Here is an 18,037-nt window from a genome sequence, read left to right on the forward strand (position 1 = left end):
TTAGCCTGATTCTGGTATCTTTCTATAATCACTTTATTGTACATAAGATCAAGGTAAAACAGTGCAAAAAACCGTAGAGATTTACACCGATGGCTCATGTTTAGGTAATCCAGGCCCCGGCGGTTATGGTATTTTTATGATTTATAACGGCCACGAAAAAGAAATGAGCCAAGGTTATAAACTCACAACGAATAACCGAATGGAAATGCTCGCGGCTATTGTAGCCCTAGAATCACTCACTCGAGAATGCGAAGTAAACCTAACAACCGACAGCCAATATGTTAAGCAAGGTATTGAATCGTGGATCACTAACTGGAAAAAACGTGGCTGGTTAACATCAGCTAAAAAGCCGGTTAAAAACGTCGATTTATGGAAACGCCTAGATAAAGCCTGTAGCGAGCACAAGGTGACCTGGAAATGGGTTAAAGGGCATAGCGGCCATAAGTACAACGAAATAGTTGACGATTTAGCACGCGATGCCGCTGGCAGTAAAGATTTACTAGAAGATGTAGGCTATCAGCCTTAACGATTATTTTCTTGGTCGCACGTTTTGTAATGCTGCTTAGAGGTTTGTCTAAGCCCTGCCCCTTTTACTGGTGCAAACTGCGGCCTTGCATGCCACTTAGGTTTTATTGGCGTAAGTGGTGCAACCCTTTTTCGTGCCACCAGCATATAAACACTGCCCATCGGTTTTAAATACTGCTTAGCAAAGGTACGCCAAAACTCAAACCTTGATAGCCTATTACCTCTTGCTAATGATGAATAAATAAAACGTTCATCACTTACAATTTCAAAACCCAATAAATTTAGCCAGTCTTTAACTCGTGCGGGTGTAAAAAAGCGCCCTGTCCACGGTAATTTCTGACCACTAAAAGGCAACATTTGTGCAAGTCCGCACAAACTAAACGGATTAAAGCCAGTCACTACTATATAACCACCCGGAATAAGCGTGCGATGCGCTTCGCGTAAAATATGGTGTGGGTCTGAGTGATACTCTAAACAGTGGCTTAGTATGCAGGCATCAATACTGTGCTCGTAAAATGGCAATTCGTCTATGTCAGCCACTACGCCTGTATAAGGCCCAGGCTCTGCAACACACACTTGATGTTTAATCGTACTTATACTTGTGTTTAATTCGCCACTTAAATTACCCAATTTAAGCATATGATAGCCAAACATACGCGGCAGCCATTGCTCCATCTTTCGTTCGATGTCTGTACGCAAATAATCCCCATGAGGAAACTGCTGCCACGACAGTGGTTTGGGTCCTTCTTGAAAACTAAGGGCTGGTTTCATTTTTTGAGCTCGTTATACTATGTGTTAACTGTCACTTTATAGAGCAATTTACCATGGTGCAAGTCAAAGCAATTAAAGCCTTTTCTGATAATTACATTTGGTGTTTAACTACCGATAACAGTAACCAAGCATGGGTAGTCGATCCTGGCCAAGCACAGAACGTATTAGCGCATTTAGCTGAGCATAACCTAACGCTCGGTGGTATTTTAATTACGCATCATCACTACGATCATACCGATGGCGTAGCTGCATTAGTTGACGCTTATCCAAATATATCGGTTTATGGCCCTGCTAATAGCCCATTTAAAGGTATCACTCATTCACTTACTGATGGTCAGAGCATTAACGTACTTAATGTTAACTTTACTATTTTAGCAACTCCTGGGCACACGCTTGATCATATTTGTTATACAAATGATGAACTTGCTTTTACAGGCGATACATTGTTTAGCGGTGGGTGTGGGCGCTTATTTGAAGGCACACCGGAGCAAATGTGGAAATCGTTTAATAAACTAAGAGAGCTTCCTACAAGCTGTAGTGTGTATTGCACTCACGAATACACACAAGCTAACCTTGCTTTTGCAAAAGCAGTTGAACCACGTAACCCTGAGTTACTCGCGTACAGTAAAAAAGTAGATGAATTACGCAGTAATGATCAAATCTCATTACCTACCTCTATTGGACAAGAGCTAAAAATAAATCCATTTATGCGTAGCGACTTGCCAACCATTACAGAACTTGTTCCGGAGAGATTTATCTCGGTTACAAAAAACAATGAACCTTGGGGAAACTTTGCTAGTCTGAGACAGTTCAAAGACAATTTTTAAGACATAGGTTTAAAAATCAATTAGAATCATTAACTTAAATTAAAGTGATGATTCTATCCTTGCGTTTAAAAAAGTCATTAAGTGGCAATGTTAACTCATAACAGGTAGTATTCGCCGAGTTTTTTACCCGATGTATTGGTATTTATGAATAAATCTTCCCTATTAGTAGCCTTGGCGTTAACGCTAAGTGGTTGTCAAACTGTGACAACTCTAGACTCAGATTCTCAAGTCGCCTCGCAAGCAAATCAACAACTCGAAGGCGCAAGTCCAAACGACATTAACAATGCATTGATGGTAAACGCAAAATATCAACAAGTTGACCCTGACGAGCAAGAAGCCCCTGTATTTGATGATGTATGGGAGCGAATTCGCTACCAACTTTCTATCGAAATACCACAAAACCGCCCTGTTGTTACCGAGCGTAATTATTACGCTCGCCACCAAAGTTACTTAGATCGCATTTCTAAACGTGCAGAACCTTACTTACACTTTATTGTTGAAGAAGTAGAAAAACGCGAAATGCCAATAGAAATTGCCCTACTCCCTATTGTAGAAAGTGCATTTGACCCATTTGGTTATTCTAATCGCAGCGCATCGGGGATTTGGCAGTTTATGCCTGCAACCGGTGAGCGATTCGATTTAAAACAAAACTGGTGGTACGACGGTCGTCGCGACATAGTGCAGTCGACTCGTGCAGCACTTGATTACTTGTCGTATTTACATAAAACACTTGACGGCGATTGGCTAAATGCAATTGCGGCTTACAACTCAGGTGAAGGGCGTTTAATGCGCGCGATTAAAAATAATCGTAAAAAGCATTTACCTACCGATTTTTGGTCTCTTGATTTACCAAGTGAAACAACAGCCTACGTACCAAAGTTATTAGCGCTAGCCGATTTATTAAAACGCTCAGATGATTTTAACGTTACTTGGCAACCAGTAATTAATGCACAAGTGGTTGAAGTGGTTGATGTAGGCTCTCAAATAGATTTAGCACTTGCTGCTGATATGGCTGATATGACGCTTACTGAGCTATACAGATTAAACCCTGGTTTTAACCGCTGGGCAACTGATCCTAATGGACCACACTCTTTATTATTGCCTGTTGATAAAGCAGAGCAATTTAGCCAAAAACTAGCAAACACCGATGTTAAAAACAGATTACGCTGGCAACGTTATATTGTGGCTCGAGGCGACAGCTTATCAGTAATTGCCAAAAAGTTTACAACTAGCTCAAGTGCAATCCGATCGCTTAATAAACTCAAATCAAATACGATTAAAGTAGGCCAAGAACTATTAGTCCCCCTTACTGATGGCGCTATAAATAGTGAACATTTACCAAAGCAGATGCGTTTAGCTGCTAATAAAGCAACTCGCACAAAGCTTTCGCACACAGTTAAAAGTGGCGACACGTTATGGGACATTAGCCGCGAATATGACGTAACTATGGATGAGTTAGCTAAATGGAATAAACTAAAGAAAAACTCTGTACTGCGCCTAAATCAAAAACTAACGGTTTATAAGTCGGCCAATAAACCACAAGTGACGGCAAGTACCAACCGTACTATTACGTATAAAGTACGCCGAGGTGATTCACTAGCACGTATTGCGTCTAAGTTTAATCTGAGCGTTAACGAAATTATTAAGTGGAATAATTTAGCAGGTCAAAAATACTTACAACCTGGTCAAAAGCTAAAGCTTAAAGTAGATGTTAGAAGTAGTTAATTTATAAAGCTATATTAAAAGTAAAAAAGCAAAAAGGAGCGCATGCGCTCCTTTTTTAATACCTTAAAGTTAAGGATTAAGCAGGTAGTTTTTCTAGCCATACTTTTAACCAAGGCTCGGTTACTGGCCATGGTTCAAAATCTTCACATGCATCTATTTCTAGGCGGTTGCCCACAGGCTTTGCTTGTAAATCGCGTAGTAACTCGTCAAAGCTACGTCCTGCGCCACAAAAAGTATCGCCGTAACATCTGTCACCCATTGCAATTACACCAAATGGTTTATCTGTAAGCATTGGGAAAGTGCTGTTCATAGCAAAGTACAATCCAGCCAAATTGCTTGGTACATCACCTTGGCCTGTTGTGGAGGTAACGATTAAAATATGCGATGCATTTTTTATATCATCAAGCGATGCTTCAGTAATTACTGTTGCAGTATGACCCGCTTGCTCAATTGTGCTTGCAACTTCATCGCTTAAACGCTCTGCACCGCCATTAACGCTGCCTACAAAAATACTAATATGTGCCATTAATAATCCTTTTCTTGCTCTGGCCAACCTAGCTGCTTACATATTTTAAGCATGTCTTCACCTAGTGGCGCTTTAATTGTTATTGATTCATTACTATAAGGGTGCACAAAACTAAGCTCTGTTGCAAATAACATTAAGCGTCTTAGTTCAAAATGATCTCTAAAAAATTGATTGTGCTGGTTATCACCGTGATTTACATCACCAATAATAGGCAGTGATAAGTGCTTTAAATGCCTGCGAATTTGATGCTTGCGCCCCGTTTTTGGAAAGCACTCAACTAACGAGTAACGCACTGTTGGGTACTTACCTATAGGAATAGGTAATGCAGCTTGGTGCAGGCAATTAAACTGTGTTTGCGCTTCTTGCGGTGCTTTATCTTGATCTGCAAATTTATCTGCTATTTTATCAAGCTCTTCTTTAAGCGGTTTATCTAAAAACACTGACTCTGGCGCAAAACCACGCACTAAGGCCAAATAGCGCTTAGCGATGGTGCCTTCAATAAATAGCTGGTTCATATCGCGAGCGGCCTCTGAGCTCAGTGCAAACAGCAATACGCCCGACGTAGGTCTATCGAGCCTATGCACTGGAAATACATGCTGGCCTAGTTGGTCGCGCAACATTTGCATAGCAAACTGGGTTTCGTGTTTATCTAAAAACGAGCGATGCACTAATAAACCTGAAGGCTTATTTATAGCCACATAGTTTTCATCTTGATACAAAATAGTCAGCTCGCCATATTCAATAGGCGCTGGGCGCTCACTCATTTGGTTCTCCTAAAAAGGTATCAAGGGCTGTTAGTAATTCAATAATTTCAGCACTTCCTGCTTTGTTAACAAGCGTCATTTGCGCCATAGGCGCAATAGCAAAGTTACGTGGCAATGGTTGCTTATTCGTTATTAACTGCTGTATTTTTTCAATAAATACAAATTGTAACCATTGCTCAAACGCCATTGTGTCGTGACAAAAAGGTGTGCTTGAAAGCAGTGCTTCAGCGTCTACTGGCTCATTTTGCCAAAGCGCGTGTTTTTGTAAAAGTGCCGTTAGCTGCACTAAATAAGTTTGGGTTTGCTGGTACATAACCACCCTCTTTTATATATGTAATGCAATTATACCCTGTTCCCTCATAAGCGGCTATGACGTATAATTGACGTAATTTTGCAGTAAAAACAGTTGAGAAAACAATGAGCGAACACATAGCTACATTAGGTCAGCTTTTAGATGGTGCGGGTACTCAGTGGCGTGCTTTTGATATTGGCAGGCACATAACAAAGCTTGATAAAAAACAATTTTTAGCTATTGAGCAAGCTCAAGTGCCTTACCCTTACCCACTTGCAGGGCATGCTTGGCTGGCTATTCAATTTTGGGATACTAAGGCCAGTAAAGAACCTTATGTATGGTTTTTAAAGTTTCCGCTTGATGAACAAAGTATACTAGTAAGTGCAAGTCGCGATCATTTTGCTGATATGATTATTCAAGCGCTAGGTACTGAAATCACAGGTGAGCAAGCCGATGGCAAGCTTGATAATAATCCCTATGTTTTTACGCCAAACGCAAATAAATTAGCGACATTTAACGCTCAAGTAAAAGTACTACTAAAACAACCCGCATCACAGTATTACGAGCATGCTCAGCTTTACTTTAGCGGTAAAATTGGTTTTGATAATTGGCAAAGTGTTGCACTACAGGGTATTGCCGATTTTGCACTACGCTTAGACAACGATACAAACTTAAGTAATCTGCAAAAAGCATGGGCGCATTTACCCATTGAAGTACTGCAACCACTCAGCGCTATGCTTGAACACGTTGAAATACCAACATCAATGAGTGAATTACTTGTTGATTACACGCAGGCTGCAATTAGTAACAACGACACAGTGGCTATAACAGCAGCACTAAGATCTGCATCAAAAGGTCAAGCTCAAGGACTATGCGCTCAATTAGTTGATACTGTATTAAGCTCACCATTGGGACAAGATTCTGATGTATTATTAACAATAGCTGGGCGGTGTTTTAAGCAATTAGAAAACCCTGAACGCTTACATGTATTTATGGATAATTGCGCGCACCATCAAAAAATTGATGAGTTGTTTCCAAGTATTTTTGCTGACTTAGTTGCAATACCGACTATTCGCCCGCATTTATTAGGCTTATTACGTAAAGAAAATCGTAGCGAAACCCTCGCGCGTGCAATTGGAAGGTTATTCTCTTAAATGGCAAGTTTATGGACGTTCATACTTATTGGTAGTGTAATTTACTTATTTTGGCTTAATCGAAAGGTTGCTGAAGCGGCGAATGTACATGCTAAACGCCAAAGTGAGCAGTTACAGGTGCAGTTGATGAGCGTTGCATGTGCTAAACGCCGCTTTGGTTTTTTAAAGAGCGGCAAGCCAGGCATCAAAAGCGAATTTATATTTGAGTTTTCAAGCGATGGTGAAAATGCTTATCAAGGTGTGTTAATTATGGAAAATGAGTTTTTGAAAAGTGTGGTTGTTCCGCCGCATAAAATATAAAGCTTATACCTTAAGGGAGTTTGTTTTGATTTAGTAAAAATTAATTCAATACAAAAAACTAAGGCGTAACTAAAGTTACGCCCCAATTGGACTGCATCCTGCTAGATATCCATTATCTTAAATCCGTATTATCATCCCCTGAACGAGTAAACAACCTTGTTTACCCTCACATTGCATCCTGCAATATCCATGGCCACCTTGGCAAACCCACGAAATCTATCGTTTGGCTACATACCGTAGCATCATCCCTGGTAATCCTTTTAAGTAGCTCCTGCCACTTTTGCATCCTGCAATGTCCACTTGCCATCTTGGCCGTCCTACGTAAACTAACGCTCCTGCTACTTCCTGTAGCGTCATCCGTGATTATCCTAAAGTAACTCCTAGCTACTAAGTGCTTCATGCACTTCCTTATTCTTCCTTGTATCCTTTTTTACTTGTCCTTTATGCTTCCTGCTAGCGTCTGCTATGTTGCCTATTCCATATCCTTGGCAGTAACTCAATCATTGAGCTATGTCGTCTTGACAAAGTGAAGTTTAAAGCAATTGGGGGGGAGTAATAGGACTTAACATTAAATAAATAAACGTCACAAAAATGAAATTCAAAAATAAACAATAAATAACAATAACTTAAACTTAAAAAGGCTACTTATCAGTAGCCTTTAACTGACAATGCTCACGGCAATGTAAGATATATCTCACGGTCTTATGTCCGTTTGGGCGCATTGGCTTACAGCATAATTTTAAATAGTTGGCTCAATTATTGATTTAAACAGTAACTCGCCCTCTACTTGATTAAAAGTAAGGTGTTTAAATGACTCAAACTTTTCAGTTTTAAAAAACTCAGTGTGTTCTTTTCGCGTTACAAATACAGCCATCCCCGTTGACTCCGCATTACATTTAACTAAATCATTAAGCCCCCTTAATAAGTAACGACCAAACCCTTGTCCATGAAAATGCGGATCTACGGCAATAAAAGCTAAAAAGTAGTAATTGCCTTTCTCTTTAAGGGCATCTCTAATTGTTTGTTCTTTGTCTATTAACTGATTCGTTTGTAAGTAGCCCGCACTCAGCATCAATTTTAAACGCCAGTGCCAATAACGCTGCGCTTGAAGCTGACTATTAGATTCAAATACACAGGCTACTGCTTTTAATTTATCGTTACGGTATAAACCAATTAATGGCTGTTTTTCTTGCCAAAAGCTACTAAGTTCTTCGCGAATTAATGATCGTAATTTTTTTTCGTAAACTGATTTATTTTCGTCATTGTAGCTAAGCATTTTTTGTAATACAGGATCGTCATGATAAGCCTGATAAATTAGGCTCGCTGCAGTGCTAATATCTTCTGCGGCTAAATACTGTACGCTGAACGTATCAGCAGGCGTGGTTACACTCATTGTATTTCCTTGATTATTTTGGCTATAGACTGGGTTAACTATATACCTAAAATTATTAACCGTAAATTCAGCGAGAGTTTAACTAGCTAGGAGTAGAGTTAATCTCTAGTATGGGCTTTTAATCATTTAAGGAGCAATATCATGGATACGACTAAACACGACATCAATACACTATTTGCACAACTTGGATTACCTAATTCTGATGAACAAATAGATGCATTCATTGCCTCACATGAATTAGAAGACACAACACTACTCCAAGAAGCCCCTTTTTGGGATGAAGCGCAACAGCACTTTTTAGCTGAATCGCTTGCACAGGATGGTGATTGGAGTGAAGTAATTGACGAATTAGATGTACGCCTTCGTCAAAGTAAGTAACTTTATTTAATGTACCCTCCCTTATTTATTGCTAACATAGCATCTGCGCAGCATTTATATGCTGCGCAGTTATTTTATTAAAGAGTTATATATCTAATGAATTCAGTTGTATTTGATGCAATTAAAGTCCTTCTTGATGAAGGCAAAACCCCTACTGTAGCACTAACTAAAAGCCGTTTGGCACAACCGGTTCCTATGCCGATGATTATTGCAGCAGTAAGCCAATATAAAAATAATCCTGATTCAATTAATAACTTCATGAGAAACCCACAGCAGTCAGATAATACTGAGCTTAAAACGAGTCAATTAGATAGGATTGAGCAAAAGCTCGATAAACTTCTTGCGCTGCTAGAACAAAAATAATTTGAGACTATAAATGTTCGTTGTTGATTTAACTTTTGATTGCTACCAAGACACCACCTTAGAACAAGCCGAACAGGCAATAAACCGCTTAGTAAATGCACTGCGTTTTAATGGTCAAATAATGGGTGAAGAATTTCCAACCGTTTTAAAAGATGGCTTTTTTATTACCCGTGTTATGTGCCCGACCGAAGATGCAATGCACCCGCTAAATAACAGCCCGTTTGTTAAGCACAGTATCGAAAAGTTACATAGTGCTGGATTACTTGCGCCAAAAGTAAAAGTGATTGGACAAGATATACATTCCAACGGGGCTGATTGCTGTAAAGAGCCATCGAGTTATATTTTATACACAACCTATGTGCATACGTGTAGCCCGCTTTATTGTGGTGATGACTTTTTGCCTGTGCCGCTATTTCGTATTCCGGCAATTGCTAATGGTGACTACAAAACACTGATTAAATGGCAAGAAGATTGGCAAGCCTGCGATCAAATTCAAATTAACGGCGCAACCCGTTGTGAGTTTCCGGCACTTGAAGAAATATCGAGTATTAAAAGCGATTTATATAGACGCGGAAAAGACATAACAAAGCGAATTAGTTTTTTAACCAAAAAACCAACTTACTATTACTTATACCGTGTGGGCGGCGTAGATAAAGCGTCTGAGCTTGAGCGAAAATGCCCTAGCTGCAATGGCGATTGGAAATTACCTGAATCGTGGTTTGGGTTATTCGACTTTAGATGTGAGCCATGTGGCTTAGTGTCTAATATATCGTGGGATTTTCAGTAACTACTTTAATAAGTGCTTAAAATCAGCTTAGTGATAACGCTAAGCTGATTTATTAAATACGTTTTAAACCTCTAATGCCTTTAAAAAAGCATTAATATTGGGAGCAAGTACATGGTGTGTGTTTTTGCCTACGTGCTCTAAACACACTTCTCCAGAGTGCACCAATACACTTACTAGTAAATCATCTTGATCTGTTAACCCAATAAATACCGTTTCTGGCTGCTTGAGCTTGCGTTTCATTAAAACGTGACCCGTTATATTTTGCTGCAGCATGTCAAAGTCGTCACTATTCCACGCCTGTAGTAATTCAACTTGATGCCCATCAATCACAGCTAAAATACTTCCACCGTACATATGCCCATATAACTCGCTAAGCTCTTTTGGAAATTCAAGCTCAAGTGCATTGGCTAAATCACTCAGTGAGCCTGCTGGTTGCTGATGCGCCCCCTGCCATTGAATGTTTCCTTGCTCGTCAACCTCGCCAACTTCTGATGGGCTTGGCCATTGCTCATCGTGCGCTATAAGTGGGTACTTTGCGGTATTTTTAAGGGTCTTTTCGCTAAATTTTTGATGAAGTTGTTCTATAAGCAATGCAACAGACATACTGTGAAACTCATTTAAATTAGATATAATGTCCCTATTGTAACTATTTAAGAGCAAACATGACAGATTACAGCAATTCTCCAGACCTTAAAGGTAGCGTATTAGGCCAATCTACTGAGTATGTAGATGTGTACACGCCAAGCTTGCTTTTCCCTATTGCGCGCAAACTAAATCGTGATGCTTTAAATATTGACGAAGCAGAGCTGCCATTTAAAGGCCAAGACATTTGGACAGGTTACGAGCTTTCATGGCTAAATACTAAAGGTAAGCCGCAAGTTGCCGTGGCCTTATTTACCTTTGAATGCCAAAGCAGCCATATTATTGAGTCAAAGTCGTTTAAACTTTATTTAAATAGTTTTAACCAAACCCGATTTGAAAGCATTGATGTAGTAAAGCAGCATCTAATTGATGATTTATCAAACGCGGTTAACAGCCCTGTCAAAGTGACTTTATATAATCCTGATGATTATAATTGCTTACCGTGTACACCGCTGCCAGGCGAATGTATTGATGATTTAGATATTGAGATTAATAATTACGATATTGATGCTAATTCACTTAAAGCAAAAAGCGATGAAGTAATGACTGAAACGCTCTATAGCCATTTACTTAAATCAAACTGTTTAATTACCTCCCAGCCTGACTGGGCAAGTGTAATTATACGGTACACTGGCGAGCAAATATGTCGCGAGTCGTTACTGCGTTATTTAATTTCGTTCAGAACGCATAACGAATTTCATGAGCAATGTGTTGAGCGTATTTATAGCGATTTAACAACGCAACTTAATATTAAAGAGTTAGAGGTTTACGCGCGTTATACTCGTCGCGGTGGGCTTGATATAAACCCGTATCGCTCTACTCATTATAACGATACGCCATTTGCAGTTAAAATTAATCGTCAGTAGGTTATTTTAAACTTGTATATGAGTATTGAAAAAGGAGCCTAGGCTCCTTTTCTATTTGTATATTTAATTAATACCAATTCCATTAAGTATGTGATTTAAATTTTACGCCGAAAAAACAATTCAGTTCTAGGCGTAAATTGATGTAAATGGTTGTTCCCTTTGCGAAATTTACAACAAAGAAATGGGTTGTTTTAACAAGTAAAATAGATCAGCTATTTATTGGAATTGGTATAACTTCGCGCTTAGTGGGTATGGGCATACCACACACATCAACGTAGTTATGTGCTTTAACAAACCATGGTTCAACACGGTTTTTACGAGCATTGATTAAGTTTTTAAACACCGGTGAATTTGTTTTCATCACTTTAAATATACTTCTATCGCTTTGTACATCGCCAAGGACCTGTATATTGGTAATTGGGTTAAATGCCTTACCTTCAGTTGGCGTACGCGCTAAACGGTTAAAATGCTCTATACCCTCTAACACTCGACCAAACACCGTAATGTTTTTATCAAGGTAGCGCGGGCCCTGCCCTATCGTTACAAAAAACTCCGTGCTCGCACTATTTATATCGTTATCGCGCGCCATTGCAAACACGCCACTACAATGCACTTGCCATGTCTGCGTATGTGCTGAGTTTTGAGCTACTGCAAAGCCGTTTAAAAAGCCGGTAACTGGCGCATATCCGTCACCATTTAACTCAGTAATAAAAAGGGGTTTGTTTGTTGTTAAATAAAACTCAGCTGGAACTGTTTTATCTGCCGTTTTAATTAACTTTTTACCCGAGCTGTCGCCGCCTTGAGCTACAAAACCTTCAACAAACCGATAAATGCCAGTATTTTTATAAAACCCTTCTCGCGCTAACTTTTTAATGTTTTGAACGTGCTTTGGAGCAAGCAGTTCATTAAGCTCAATATAGGCATTACCCGTTGGCAACGTTATCTTTAAAATATTTTGAGCGTTCACTACTCGCCAATCATTATCTGTTGCACTGGCAATCACTTCACTAGCGCTCAATAAAGGTAACTCTTGATTAGTAACATCATTGCTGAGTTGCTGAGCACACCCGCTTAATAAAACACTAAGCAGAGCTGGCAATATAATTTTTTTCATCGCTTATATCCTTATAATTATTATAGTTTTGGTCTTGGTTATTCCCAATCAAACTTATATAGCACATCAACATTTTGGTATAGCCCGCTCGTTATCTCTATGTATAACTGTGAAAGTACCTGATAACGCACAGCCACTTCACTGAGCGAATCAAATACACCCACGCTATATTTAACTTGTAAGCTGGGTGCTACGTAACCTGATATTTCTACTTTGGTGCTATCACCACTACCTGATGAGCTTAAACTTACATCTGACAACCCAAAGGTTTCACCTACCTTAGAAACAACCCCTTCGCTGCGGCTAACCCCTTGAGAAAGCAGTAACTGCGTGAGCATAGCATCGCTTGACGAACTTTCTCCATCACCCAAAGGTTGGCCATTAAGTAAATATGCAAGTGCTTGTGCTTGGTCCATCGCAGGCTCAGAAAATATTTTGAGCGTTGGTTGTTCAACATTACCCGTAAGCGTAACCCCTGCAATGACACCATTTGCAGTCGTATCGGGGTTACGTATAGCTTTAATATTTAAAAATGGTTGTTCAATTGAACCGCTAAAACCAACTTGCCCGGTGCTGATCACCAAGTCTTGCCCAAAGGCTAAGTAAGTACCTTCAATTAAGTTAAGCTCACCTGTGGCTATAATTGGCGCGCCCTGACTCATTTTTATCGCTAAATCACCTGCAACCTTTGATTCCAAGCCAAACGATTCTACTTTTACATCGTTTTTAACAATCACTTTTAAATCTATGTCGTAATCAAACGGGACTGTTTCTGTGGCCTCTGTTTTTTGATCAACAATAATTTCATCATCGCTAACTTGCACTGCGCCCTCAGGAAGCTCTTCAATCATTATACGACCGTAAGGCACAACTACCTCACCAGCAAGCTTGAGTGCATTATTAGCCAAGCCTATTTTTAAGTCTGGTGATACTTTAAAAGTAACGCCTTGTTGTGCGCGTACAAAAAACTGCTCGCCAACTACCGCAACATTTACAGCAGGTTGCTCACCTTGCCAATCAACATCACCGGTGAGATTTATTTTACCGCCCTGGTTGTCGATTAAGTTGCCTTTTATTGTGGCTGTTGTTTTATCAAACAATACGTTTATATTTGATTTTTGTAGCGCTATAGGTAATTGCTCGCCCTCTAAACTAATATCGCTAACATTAAGCTCGCCATTTAATAAAGGGTCTTTTAACGTACCAGCTAACGCCACTTTCCCGCTAATATCACCTTTTAACTGCTCAAGGGTTTCAAGAAAAGGTTGTAAGTCTGAAAGGAGTATTTTATCGATATTAATGGTGCCATTAAGCGCTTGCGTATCTTGTATATCATCGATATTAATTTGTGTATTAATTTTGCCTAATACACTTGATTCTAAATTAGCTTCAAGCTTGCCAATTTGAGAATCCGAAAACGCACTAATAGTTAGAGTTTCGATTGGCAATTTAAAACGATCTTCTTCCGAGGTTAGCACTGTTTCTAAGTCGCTAGCATCGATATTTGCGCGTAATGATTTAAGCGCACCGCTTTGCCAATTAAGTGCTACATCGCCAGCTATATTACCGCGAGTACTAATGCTACGAGGTAAAAAATGTTTAAGCTCCTCAAGTGCTAATTTGCTTAGTTTAGCATTTAGCTGACCAAGTTCTTTTGTTTGAGCTAGCGTGTCTATACATAATTCACTTTGCTCAGATGCCCAACAATGCGCGCTTACATTAAAGTCGCTAGTTTGAGTGTTAAACATAATGGCGATATTTTTAGTGTTGCTAAAGCTTAGCTTTTTATCGCCGAGCGTTACATTACTAAGCTCGCCATTCCAAGTGGTATCATTAATTTTGCCACTCACTTCAAGCTCTACACTGCCTTGTTCTGCATCTACTGATGCCGTAAGTTGATGATCTGTTTTGTCGCCGCTAATATCAATTTTAACGCTATTAATTTGCTGTTCGGCCACCAGCGCCGAACCAACACTTACCGATACATCGGTTTGCCAATCGGCAGCGGTGTCTAACTGCCCTTTTACAATAAGCTTATTAATGTTTATTTCATCAAAAATAAAGCGTTCTAGTATTAACGCTAAATCAACTGAAGGCGTTAATCGCTCGCCTCTCACTTTTAAATCTGCAAAGCCATCTGCAGTAAATGGTATATTAGCTTTTTCATCATTTTTTAGCGTTACTTTGCCATCAACCTGCCAAATGTCGTCAACTTGCCCACTTAGCGCTAACTTGTTGGTGCCACTACTTAAATAAAAGCTATCAATGTTCGCTTTTAACGTATTATCGAGCTTAAAGTTTGAGGCAAATTCTAGTGGTACATCGTTAAGCAGCCCGTCTAGCTTTGTATTATTCATTTGTAGCTGCCACGCATCAGCTGCTGCATTAAACGAGCCTTCAAACTGCCCTGAAATATCACTGGTAACAGCGTCAGTTAAATACTGCGCTTTTAAATTAGCAAGCGTCCCATTAAAGTTAGCCTGTATGCCTTTTTGCCAATCAACATCGGCTTTTATAGTTGCACTGCTTTCGTTCGCTTTAATGCTTAGCGCTTGTAAAGTTGCTTTGGTAAGACTGCCTTTTAATTGGGTATTTAAATCAACAGCTGGGTACGCGCCTAATTGACTATTTGCCAGCAGTGTAAGCTGATAGTCGTCGGCATTACCTTTAGCGTTAAGGCTAACATTTTTAACCTTCAGCTCATTACTTTGCGCATCAATAAGCCACTGATTAATTTTGCCATTTAGCTCAAATGGGTAGTTTTTTTGCTTTAAATTTGCAGTTGCAGTTAAATTGAGCGGATATTGCCCCTGCGTTTCTAAATTTAGGTTTAGGTTTGATAAGTCGCCATTCAACTGCAAATTGGCTTGGTGCTCATCACTTTGTAAAACAACATTCCCTTTCACGGGCAAGTTCCCTGCAAGCTCAGCGTTAAGATGCGTATTAAGCTGCCACTGATCATACTTTGCTGAGAATGACTCTAAATTAATAACCGCACCTTCCACACTTAATTGCAGCGAGATGTTTTCAATAACATGCTGGGCTTCGTTTTGCTCAATCGTAATGTTAGCTATTTCAAAGTCTTCAACAACTAAATCAAGTGGCGAAGTAAATTCTATATTAGGCAATGCTGGTAGGTGCGTTAAAGGCGCTTGAGTATTTTGCGCCGTTTGTGTTTTCGCATCTTGCTCTTTTAAGGCAACAAGTATACTGGGAATATTCAGGCTTTTAACCGTCAGCTTTGAACCCTCTGCTTTTGCTGAGAGTTTAAAGTTATCCACACTTACGTTTGCACTTGGATGCTCTAAAGTAAATTTATTTATCGCAATGTTTTTTACAGCAATATTAAAAGGTAAGCTGATTTTTTCAAGCGGCTCTGCCGCGGCTTCTTCTTGTGACTCTACAGTTTTTGGTAATGTTAAATTTATAGATTTAGCACTTAAGTTATCTATACAAATTCCATCGCACTGCCACCAAAACAAATCAATTTTCAATTGTTGTGCATTAAAATCCAACCCATTGTTAGTAAAGCGCACATTAAAGGCGTCATTATAAATAAAGCGGCCATCTTTAATTTCAATATGTAGTCCATCTACCGCTTTGTTTGCACCATAAGCAATAAATTGATTACCGGGTGCGGTAAATAACAAACAAAATAGTGCAACAACTAACGTGACAAAAATAGCACTTACGGCGGCTGTTATCTTTTTTAATACTGACATTAAATTTCTGGCCCTATGGTAATACTTAAACGTGTGCTTTTACTTTCTTTTGTTAATCCCCAAGCGTGGTCTATGCGCACTGGGCCAACGGGTGTTAAATAACGAAAACCAAAACCAGCGCCTACTTCAAAATCATCAGAAAAGTCATTAGTCGCAGTACCACCATCAACAAATAAAGCTGCTCGCCAGTTTTTAGCAAACTGGTAGTTATATTCCATCGTGCCCGATAGTAAATACTTACCACCTATTAGCTCGCCGTCGTCGTTCTCGGGCGATATTGATTGGTACGCAAAACCACGAACACTTTGGTCACCACCTGCGTAAAACCGAAGTGAAAATGGCACGTTATTAATATCATCAACAAGCATTGCTCCCACATTCGCTTTTAAAAACACCAAGTGGCGGTCAAAATAAGTGCGTAGCCATGCATGTTGCATTTGCACTCTAATCAGATTAGTACTCGAAAGCACATCATCTAAGCCAAACTCAGCAGATATAAGCCACTGCTCTCCCCAATAGGGAGTCGTGCCACCTTTTGATTTTTTGCGCGCGTAGCTAATGCCAGGCATTAACATTTCGGTACTTTCTTCTGGCTCATCACCAATACGGTAGGTTTCTCGGTCGCGGCGTAAAAATGCAGTACGCACCCATTTATTTTCGGTTAACCATTGGCGCTGAATTTGCCCTGTTAATATTTCACTGTAAGTGTCGTTTGTGAGCTCATCTTCTAATTTATAACCGACAGAGAATCGCCATAAATCATCATTAGGATCATCAACCGGGATTGTATAAGCCATGGAAATATCTTGCTGCTTTTGTGCCACATTTAAATTAGTTTCGAGGTAATGGCCGTCTTCTGTGATCCACGGCTTACTCCATTTAAAACGCACTTTAGGACCTAAGTCTGTACTAAAACCTCCGCCAATTTCATAGCTGTTAGCTGGCTTGGGTAATACTTCAACTTTAATCGGTACTTGGCTATTTTTGCGCGCTGCAATGTCAGCATAAACACGCACACTCGCAAAATAAGGGGTACTTGATAAATCCAGGTTATAGTCAGCAATATACGTTGATTTATAAGGTTGCCCCTGCGAGAAAGGTGCTATGGAGCGTATGTATTTTTCAGCGGGTGTACTACTGGCAATGTGTATATCGCCAAACTGATACCTAACCCCAGTATCAATTATGAAAGTAATAACAGCACTATTTTTTTTAAGCGACACTTCTAATTTGCGCGCCGGCCACTTAGCATCAAAATAACCTAGCTCTAGTAGCATAGATTCTATTTTTTTATGAGCAGAGTCATATTGACCATGATTTAAAACATCACCTTGCTTTAAGTGATTGCTTTTAATCAATGCCTGTAATTGAGTATCGCTTTGACCATCACCGTTTAGCGTAATATTAATTGCTTCTATGCGAGTTGCAGGCCCCCGTTCAACTTTAACAATTAGCTCGCTGTCGTCTTTATCATAAATAACCTCGACGGTCGGGCTATAATAGCCAAGCGCTTTGATGCTATTTTGTACTTGTTTTTGAGCATAACGGCGAAGTGTACGAGTGGGTTTTTCACCAATTAATTGCTTAAGGTAAAGTGCGACGTTATTTTCTAAATCGCCACTTAACCCTTCAATTTCGTAATCTTCTATGACTTTTTCTGCCGCATAGCTATTTGTCGCAATTAAAGCGCTTACAATACACATGCAACGTAAAAACTTAATAAACAAGTAAATATCCTTACTTTTAATATCTTAAATATACAATTGACGAATTAAAAGCATATTAGCATAGCCATAATGAGCAACACATTAACTTAATGGCAATCTAAGATGATAAGTTATGTATTCTATAAAGGTTGATATAATTAAAATTAGTACGCGTTAAGACA

The 18,037-nt window shown here is 39.5% G+C and carries 18 protein-coding genes; 9 read left to right on the forward strand and 9 right to left on the reverse strand.

Going from position 1 to position 18,037, the window contains the following annotated elements:
- The first annotated feature begins 61 nt into the window (after positions 1–61).
- On the forward strand, positions 62–526 hold the full coding sequence (gene rnhA, locus PX700_RS12050) for a ribonuclease HI (RefSeq protein WP_165728592.1): 465 nt from the start codon (positions 62–64) through the stop codon (positions 524–526).
- Here rnhA and PX700_RS12055 read toward each other — a convergent pair.
- Positions 523–1,296 (reverse strand): class I SAM-dependent methyltransferase, encoded by a 774-nt coding sequence (locus PX700_RS12055; protein WP_024593678.1) that lies wholly within the window; start codon positions 1,294–1,296, stop codon positions 523–525. The genes rnhA and PX700_RS12055 overlap by 4 nt on opposite strands.
- A gap of 53 nt (positions 1,297–1,349) precedes the next feature.
- Here PX700_RS12055 and gloB point away from each other — a divergent pair, with 53 nt between their 5' ends.
- Entirely contained in the window at positions 1,350–2,123 is a 774-nt protein-coding gene (gloB, locus tag PX700_RS12060) for a hydroxyacylglutathione hydrolase (RefSeq protein WP_479520826.1), read from the forward strand.
- Positions 2,124–2,267: 144 nt separating this feature from the next.
- Positions 2,268–3,848, forward strand: a complete 1,581-nt coding sequence (locus PX700_RS12065; protein WP_479520827.1) for a LysM peptidoglycan-binding domain-containing protein — start codon at positions 2,268–2,270, stop codon at positions 3,846–3,848.
- 76 nt (positions 3,849–3,924) lie between these two features.
- Here PX700_RS12065 and PX700_RS12070 read toward each other — a convergent pair whose 3' ends face one another.
- From PX700_RS12070 to PX700_RS12080, 3 genes are read right to left on the reverse strand one after another with little or no spacing between them, the layout of a single operon-like run.
- A complete protein-coding gene (locus tag PX700_RS12070) occupies positions 3,925–4,374 on the reverse strand; it encodes a flavodoxin (protein WP_197176773.1) in 450 nt (149 codons plus the stop codon).
- Complete coding sequence (gene truC / locus PX700_RS12075) at positions 4,374–5,138, reverse strand: tRNA pseudouridine(65) synthase TruC (RefSeq protein ID WP_415638274.1); 765 nt, start codon at positions 5,136–5,138, stop codon at positions 4,374–4,376. Before truC ends, PX700_RS12070 begins: the two co-directional genes overlap by 1 nt.
- Positions 5,131–5,451, reverse strand: a complete 321-nt coding sequence (locus tag PX700_RS12080) for a YqcC family protein (RefSeq protein ID WP_479520828.1) — start codon at positions 5,449–5,451, stop codon at positions 5,131–5,133. Before PX700_RS12080 ends, truC begins: the two co-directional genes overlap by 8 nt.
- A 104-nt stretch (positions 5,452–5,555) precedes the next feature.
- On the opposite strand from PX700_RS12080, the gene PX700_RS12085 reads away from it, so the two are divergent.
- Together PX700_RS12085 and PX700_RS12090 are read left to right on the forward strand one after the other, a co-directional pair.
- The gene (locus tag PX700_RS12085) at positions 5,556–6,584 is read left to right on the forward strand and encodes a DUF3549 family protein (protein WP_479520829.1); all 1,029 of its coding nucleotides are present in this window, start codon (positions 5,556–5,558) and stop codon (positions 6,582–6,584) included.
- Positions 6,585–6,884, forward strand: coding sequence for a DUF3301 domain-containing protein (locus PX700_RS12090; RefSeq protein ID WP_166420279.1), 300 nt, complete (start codon positions 6,585–6,587; stop codon positions 6,882–6,884).
- 739 nt (positions 6,885–7,623) lie between these two features.
- On the opposite strand, the gene PX700_RS12095 is transcribed toward PX700_RS12090, so the two are convergent.
- On the reverse strand, positions 7,624–8,277 hold the full coding sequence (locus PX700_RS12095; RefSeq protein WP_479520830.1) for a GNAT family N-acetyltransferase: 654 nt from the start codon (positions 8,275–8,277) through the stop codon (positions 7,624–7,626).
- Between the two features lie 141 nt (positions 8,278–8,418).
- Between PX700_RS12095 and PX700_RS12100 the strand changes: the two genes are divergently transcribed.
- The 3 genes from PX700_RS12100 (at position 8,419) to PX700_RS12110 (ending at position 9,805) form a co-directional block, all read left to right on the forward strand.
- Positions 8,419–8,655, forward strand: coding sequence for a DUF2789 domain-containing protein (locus PX700_RS12100; RefSeq protein ID WP_479520831.1), 237 nt, complete (start codon positions 8,419–8,421; stop codon positions 8,653–8,655).
- Between the two features lie 96 nt (positions 8,656–8,751).
- Entirely contained in the window at positions 8,752–9,018 is a 267-nt protein-coding gene (locus PX700_RS12105) for a hypothetical protein (protein ID WP_165728585.1), read from the forward strand.
- Between the two features lie 13 nt (positions 9,019–9,031).
- Positions 9,032–9,805, forward strand: coding sequence for a Zn-ribbon-containing protein (locus tag PX700_RS12110; protein ID WP_024599765.1), 774 nt, complete (start codon positions 9,032–9,034; stop codon positions 9,803–9,805).
- A gap of 63 nt (positions 9,806–9,868) precedes the next feature.
- Here PX700_RS12110 and syd read toward each other — a convergent pair whose 3' ends face one another.
- A complete protein-coding gene (syd, locus tag PX700_RS12115; protein WP_415638270.1) occupies positions 9,869–10,408 on the reverse strand; it encodes a SecY-interacting protein in 540 nt (179 codons plus the stop codon).
- A 59-nt stretch (positions 10,409–10,467) separates the two neighbouring features.
- On the opposite strand from syd, the gene queF reads away from it, so the two are divergent.
- A complete protein-coding gene (queF, locus tag PX700_RS12120; RefSeq protein WP_479520832.1) occupies positions 10,468–11,313 on the forward strand; it encodes an NADPH-dependent 7-cyano-7-deazaguanine reductase QueF in 846 nt (281 codons plus the stop codon).
- Between the two features lie 208 nt (positions 11,314–11,521).
- Here the strand turns inward: queF and PX700_RS12125 are convergent, their stop codons facing one another.
- From PX700_RS12125 to PX700_RS12135, 3 genes are read right to left on the reverse strand one after another with little or no spacing between them, the layout of a single operon-like run.
- Positions 11,522–12,427, reverse strand: a complete 906-nt coding sequence (locus tag PX700_RS12125) for a peptidylprolyl isomerase (RefSeq protein WP_479520833.1) — start codon at positions 12,425–12,427, stop codon at positions 11,522–11,524.
- A gap of 38 nt (positions 12,428–12,465) precedes the next feature.
- Positions 12,466–16,149 carry an autotransporter assembly complex protein TamB gene (gene tamB, locus PX700_RS12130; protein WP_479520834.1) on the reverse strand — a complete coding sequence of 1,228 codons (3,684 nt, stop codon included), beginning with the start codon at positions 16,147–16,149 and terminating at the stop codon, positions 12,466–12,468.
- The gene (locus tag PX700_RS12135) at positions 16,149–17,876 is read right to left on the reverse strand and encodes an autotransporter assembly complex protein TamA (protein ID WP_479520835.1); all 1,728 of its coding nucleotides are present in this window, start codon (positions 17,874–17,876) and stop codon (positions 16,149–16,151) included. Before PX700_RS12135 ends, tamB begins: the two co-directional genes overlap by 1 nt.
- Between the last annotated feature and the right edge of the window lie 161 nt (positions 17,877–18,037).

It is taken from the genome of Pseudoalteromonas sp. TP27 (assembly GCF_056470645.1).

Bases quoted from the DNA above. Each gene is read 5' to 3' on its own strand.
- PX700_RS12055 (WP_024593678.1), bottom strand. From the start codon at position 1,296: ATGAAACCAGCCCTTAGTTTTCAAGAAGGACCCAAACCACTGTCGTGG.
- gloB (WP_479520826.1), top strand. From the start codon at position 1,350: ATGGTGCAAGTCAAAGCAATTAAAGCCTTTTCTGATAATTACATTTGG.
- PX700_RS12065 (WP_479520827.1), top strand. From the start codon at position 2,268: ATGAATAAATCTTCCCTATTAGTAGCCTTGGCGTTAACGCTAAGTGGT.
- PX700_RS12070 (WP_197176773.1), bottom strand. From the start codon at position 4,374: ATGGCACATATTAGTATTTTTGTAGGCAGCGTTAATGGCGGTGCAGAG.
- truC (WP_415638274.1), bottom strand. From the start codon at position 5,138: ATGAGTGAGCGCCCAGCGCCTATTGAATATGGCGAGCTGACTATTTTG.
- PX700_RS12080 (WP_479520828.1), bottom strand. From the start codon at position 5,451: ATGTACCAGCAAACCCAAACTTATTTAGTGCAGCTAACGGCACTTTTA.
- PX700_RS12085 (WP_479520829.1), top strand. From the start codon at position 5,556: ATGAGCGAACACATAGCTACATTAGGTCAGCTTTTAGATGGTGCGGGT.
- PX700_RS12090 (WP_166420279.1), top strand. From the start codon at position 6,585: ATGGCAAGTTTATGGACGTTCATACTTATTGGTAGTGTAATTTACTTA.
- PX700_RS12095 (WP_479520830.1), bottom strand. From the start codon at position 8,277: ATGAGTGTAACCACGCCTGCTGATACGTTCAGCGTACAGTATTTAGCC.
- PX700_RS12100 (WP_479520831.1), top strand. From the start codon at position 8,419: ATGGATACGACTAAACACGACATCAATACACTATTTGCACAACTTGGA.
- PX700_RS12105 (WP_165728585.1), top strand. From the start codon at position 8,752: ATGAATTCAGTTGTATTTGATGCAATTAAAGTCCTTCTTGATGAAGGC.
- PX700_RS12110 (WP_024599765.1), top strand. From the start codon at position 9,032: ATGTTCGTTGTTGATTTAACTTTTGATTGCTACCAAGACACCACCTTA.
- syd (WP_415638270.1), bottom strand. From the start codon at position 10,408: ATGTCTGTTGCATTGCTTATAGAACAACTTCATCAAAAATTTAGCGAA.
- queF (WP_479520832.1), top strand. From the start codon at position 10,468: ATGACAGATTACAGCAATTCTCCAGACCTTAAAGGTAGCGTATTAGGC.
- PX700_RS12125 (WP_479520833.1), bottom strand. From the start codon at position 12,427: ATGAAAAAAATTATATTGCCAGCTCTGCTTAGTGTTTTATTAAGCGGG.
- tamB (WP_479520834.1), bottom strand. From the start codon at position 16,149: ATGTCAGTATTAAAAAAGATAACAGCCGCCGTAAGTGCTATTTTTGTC.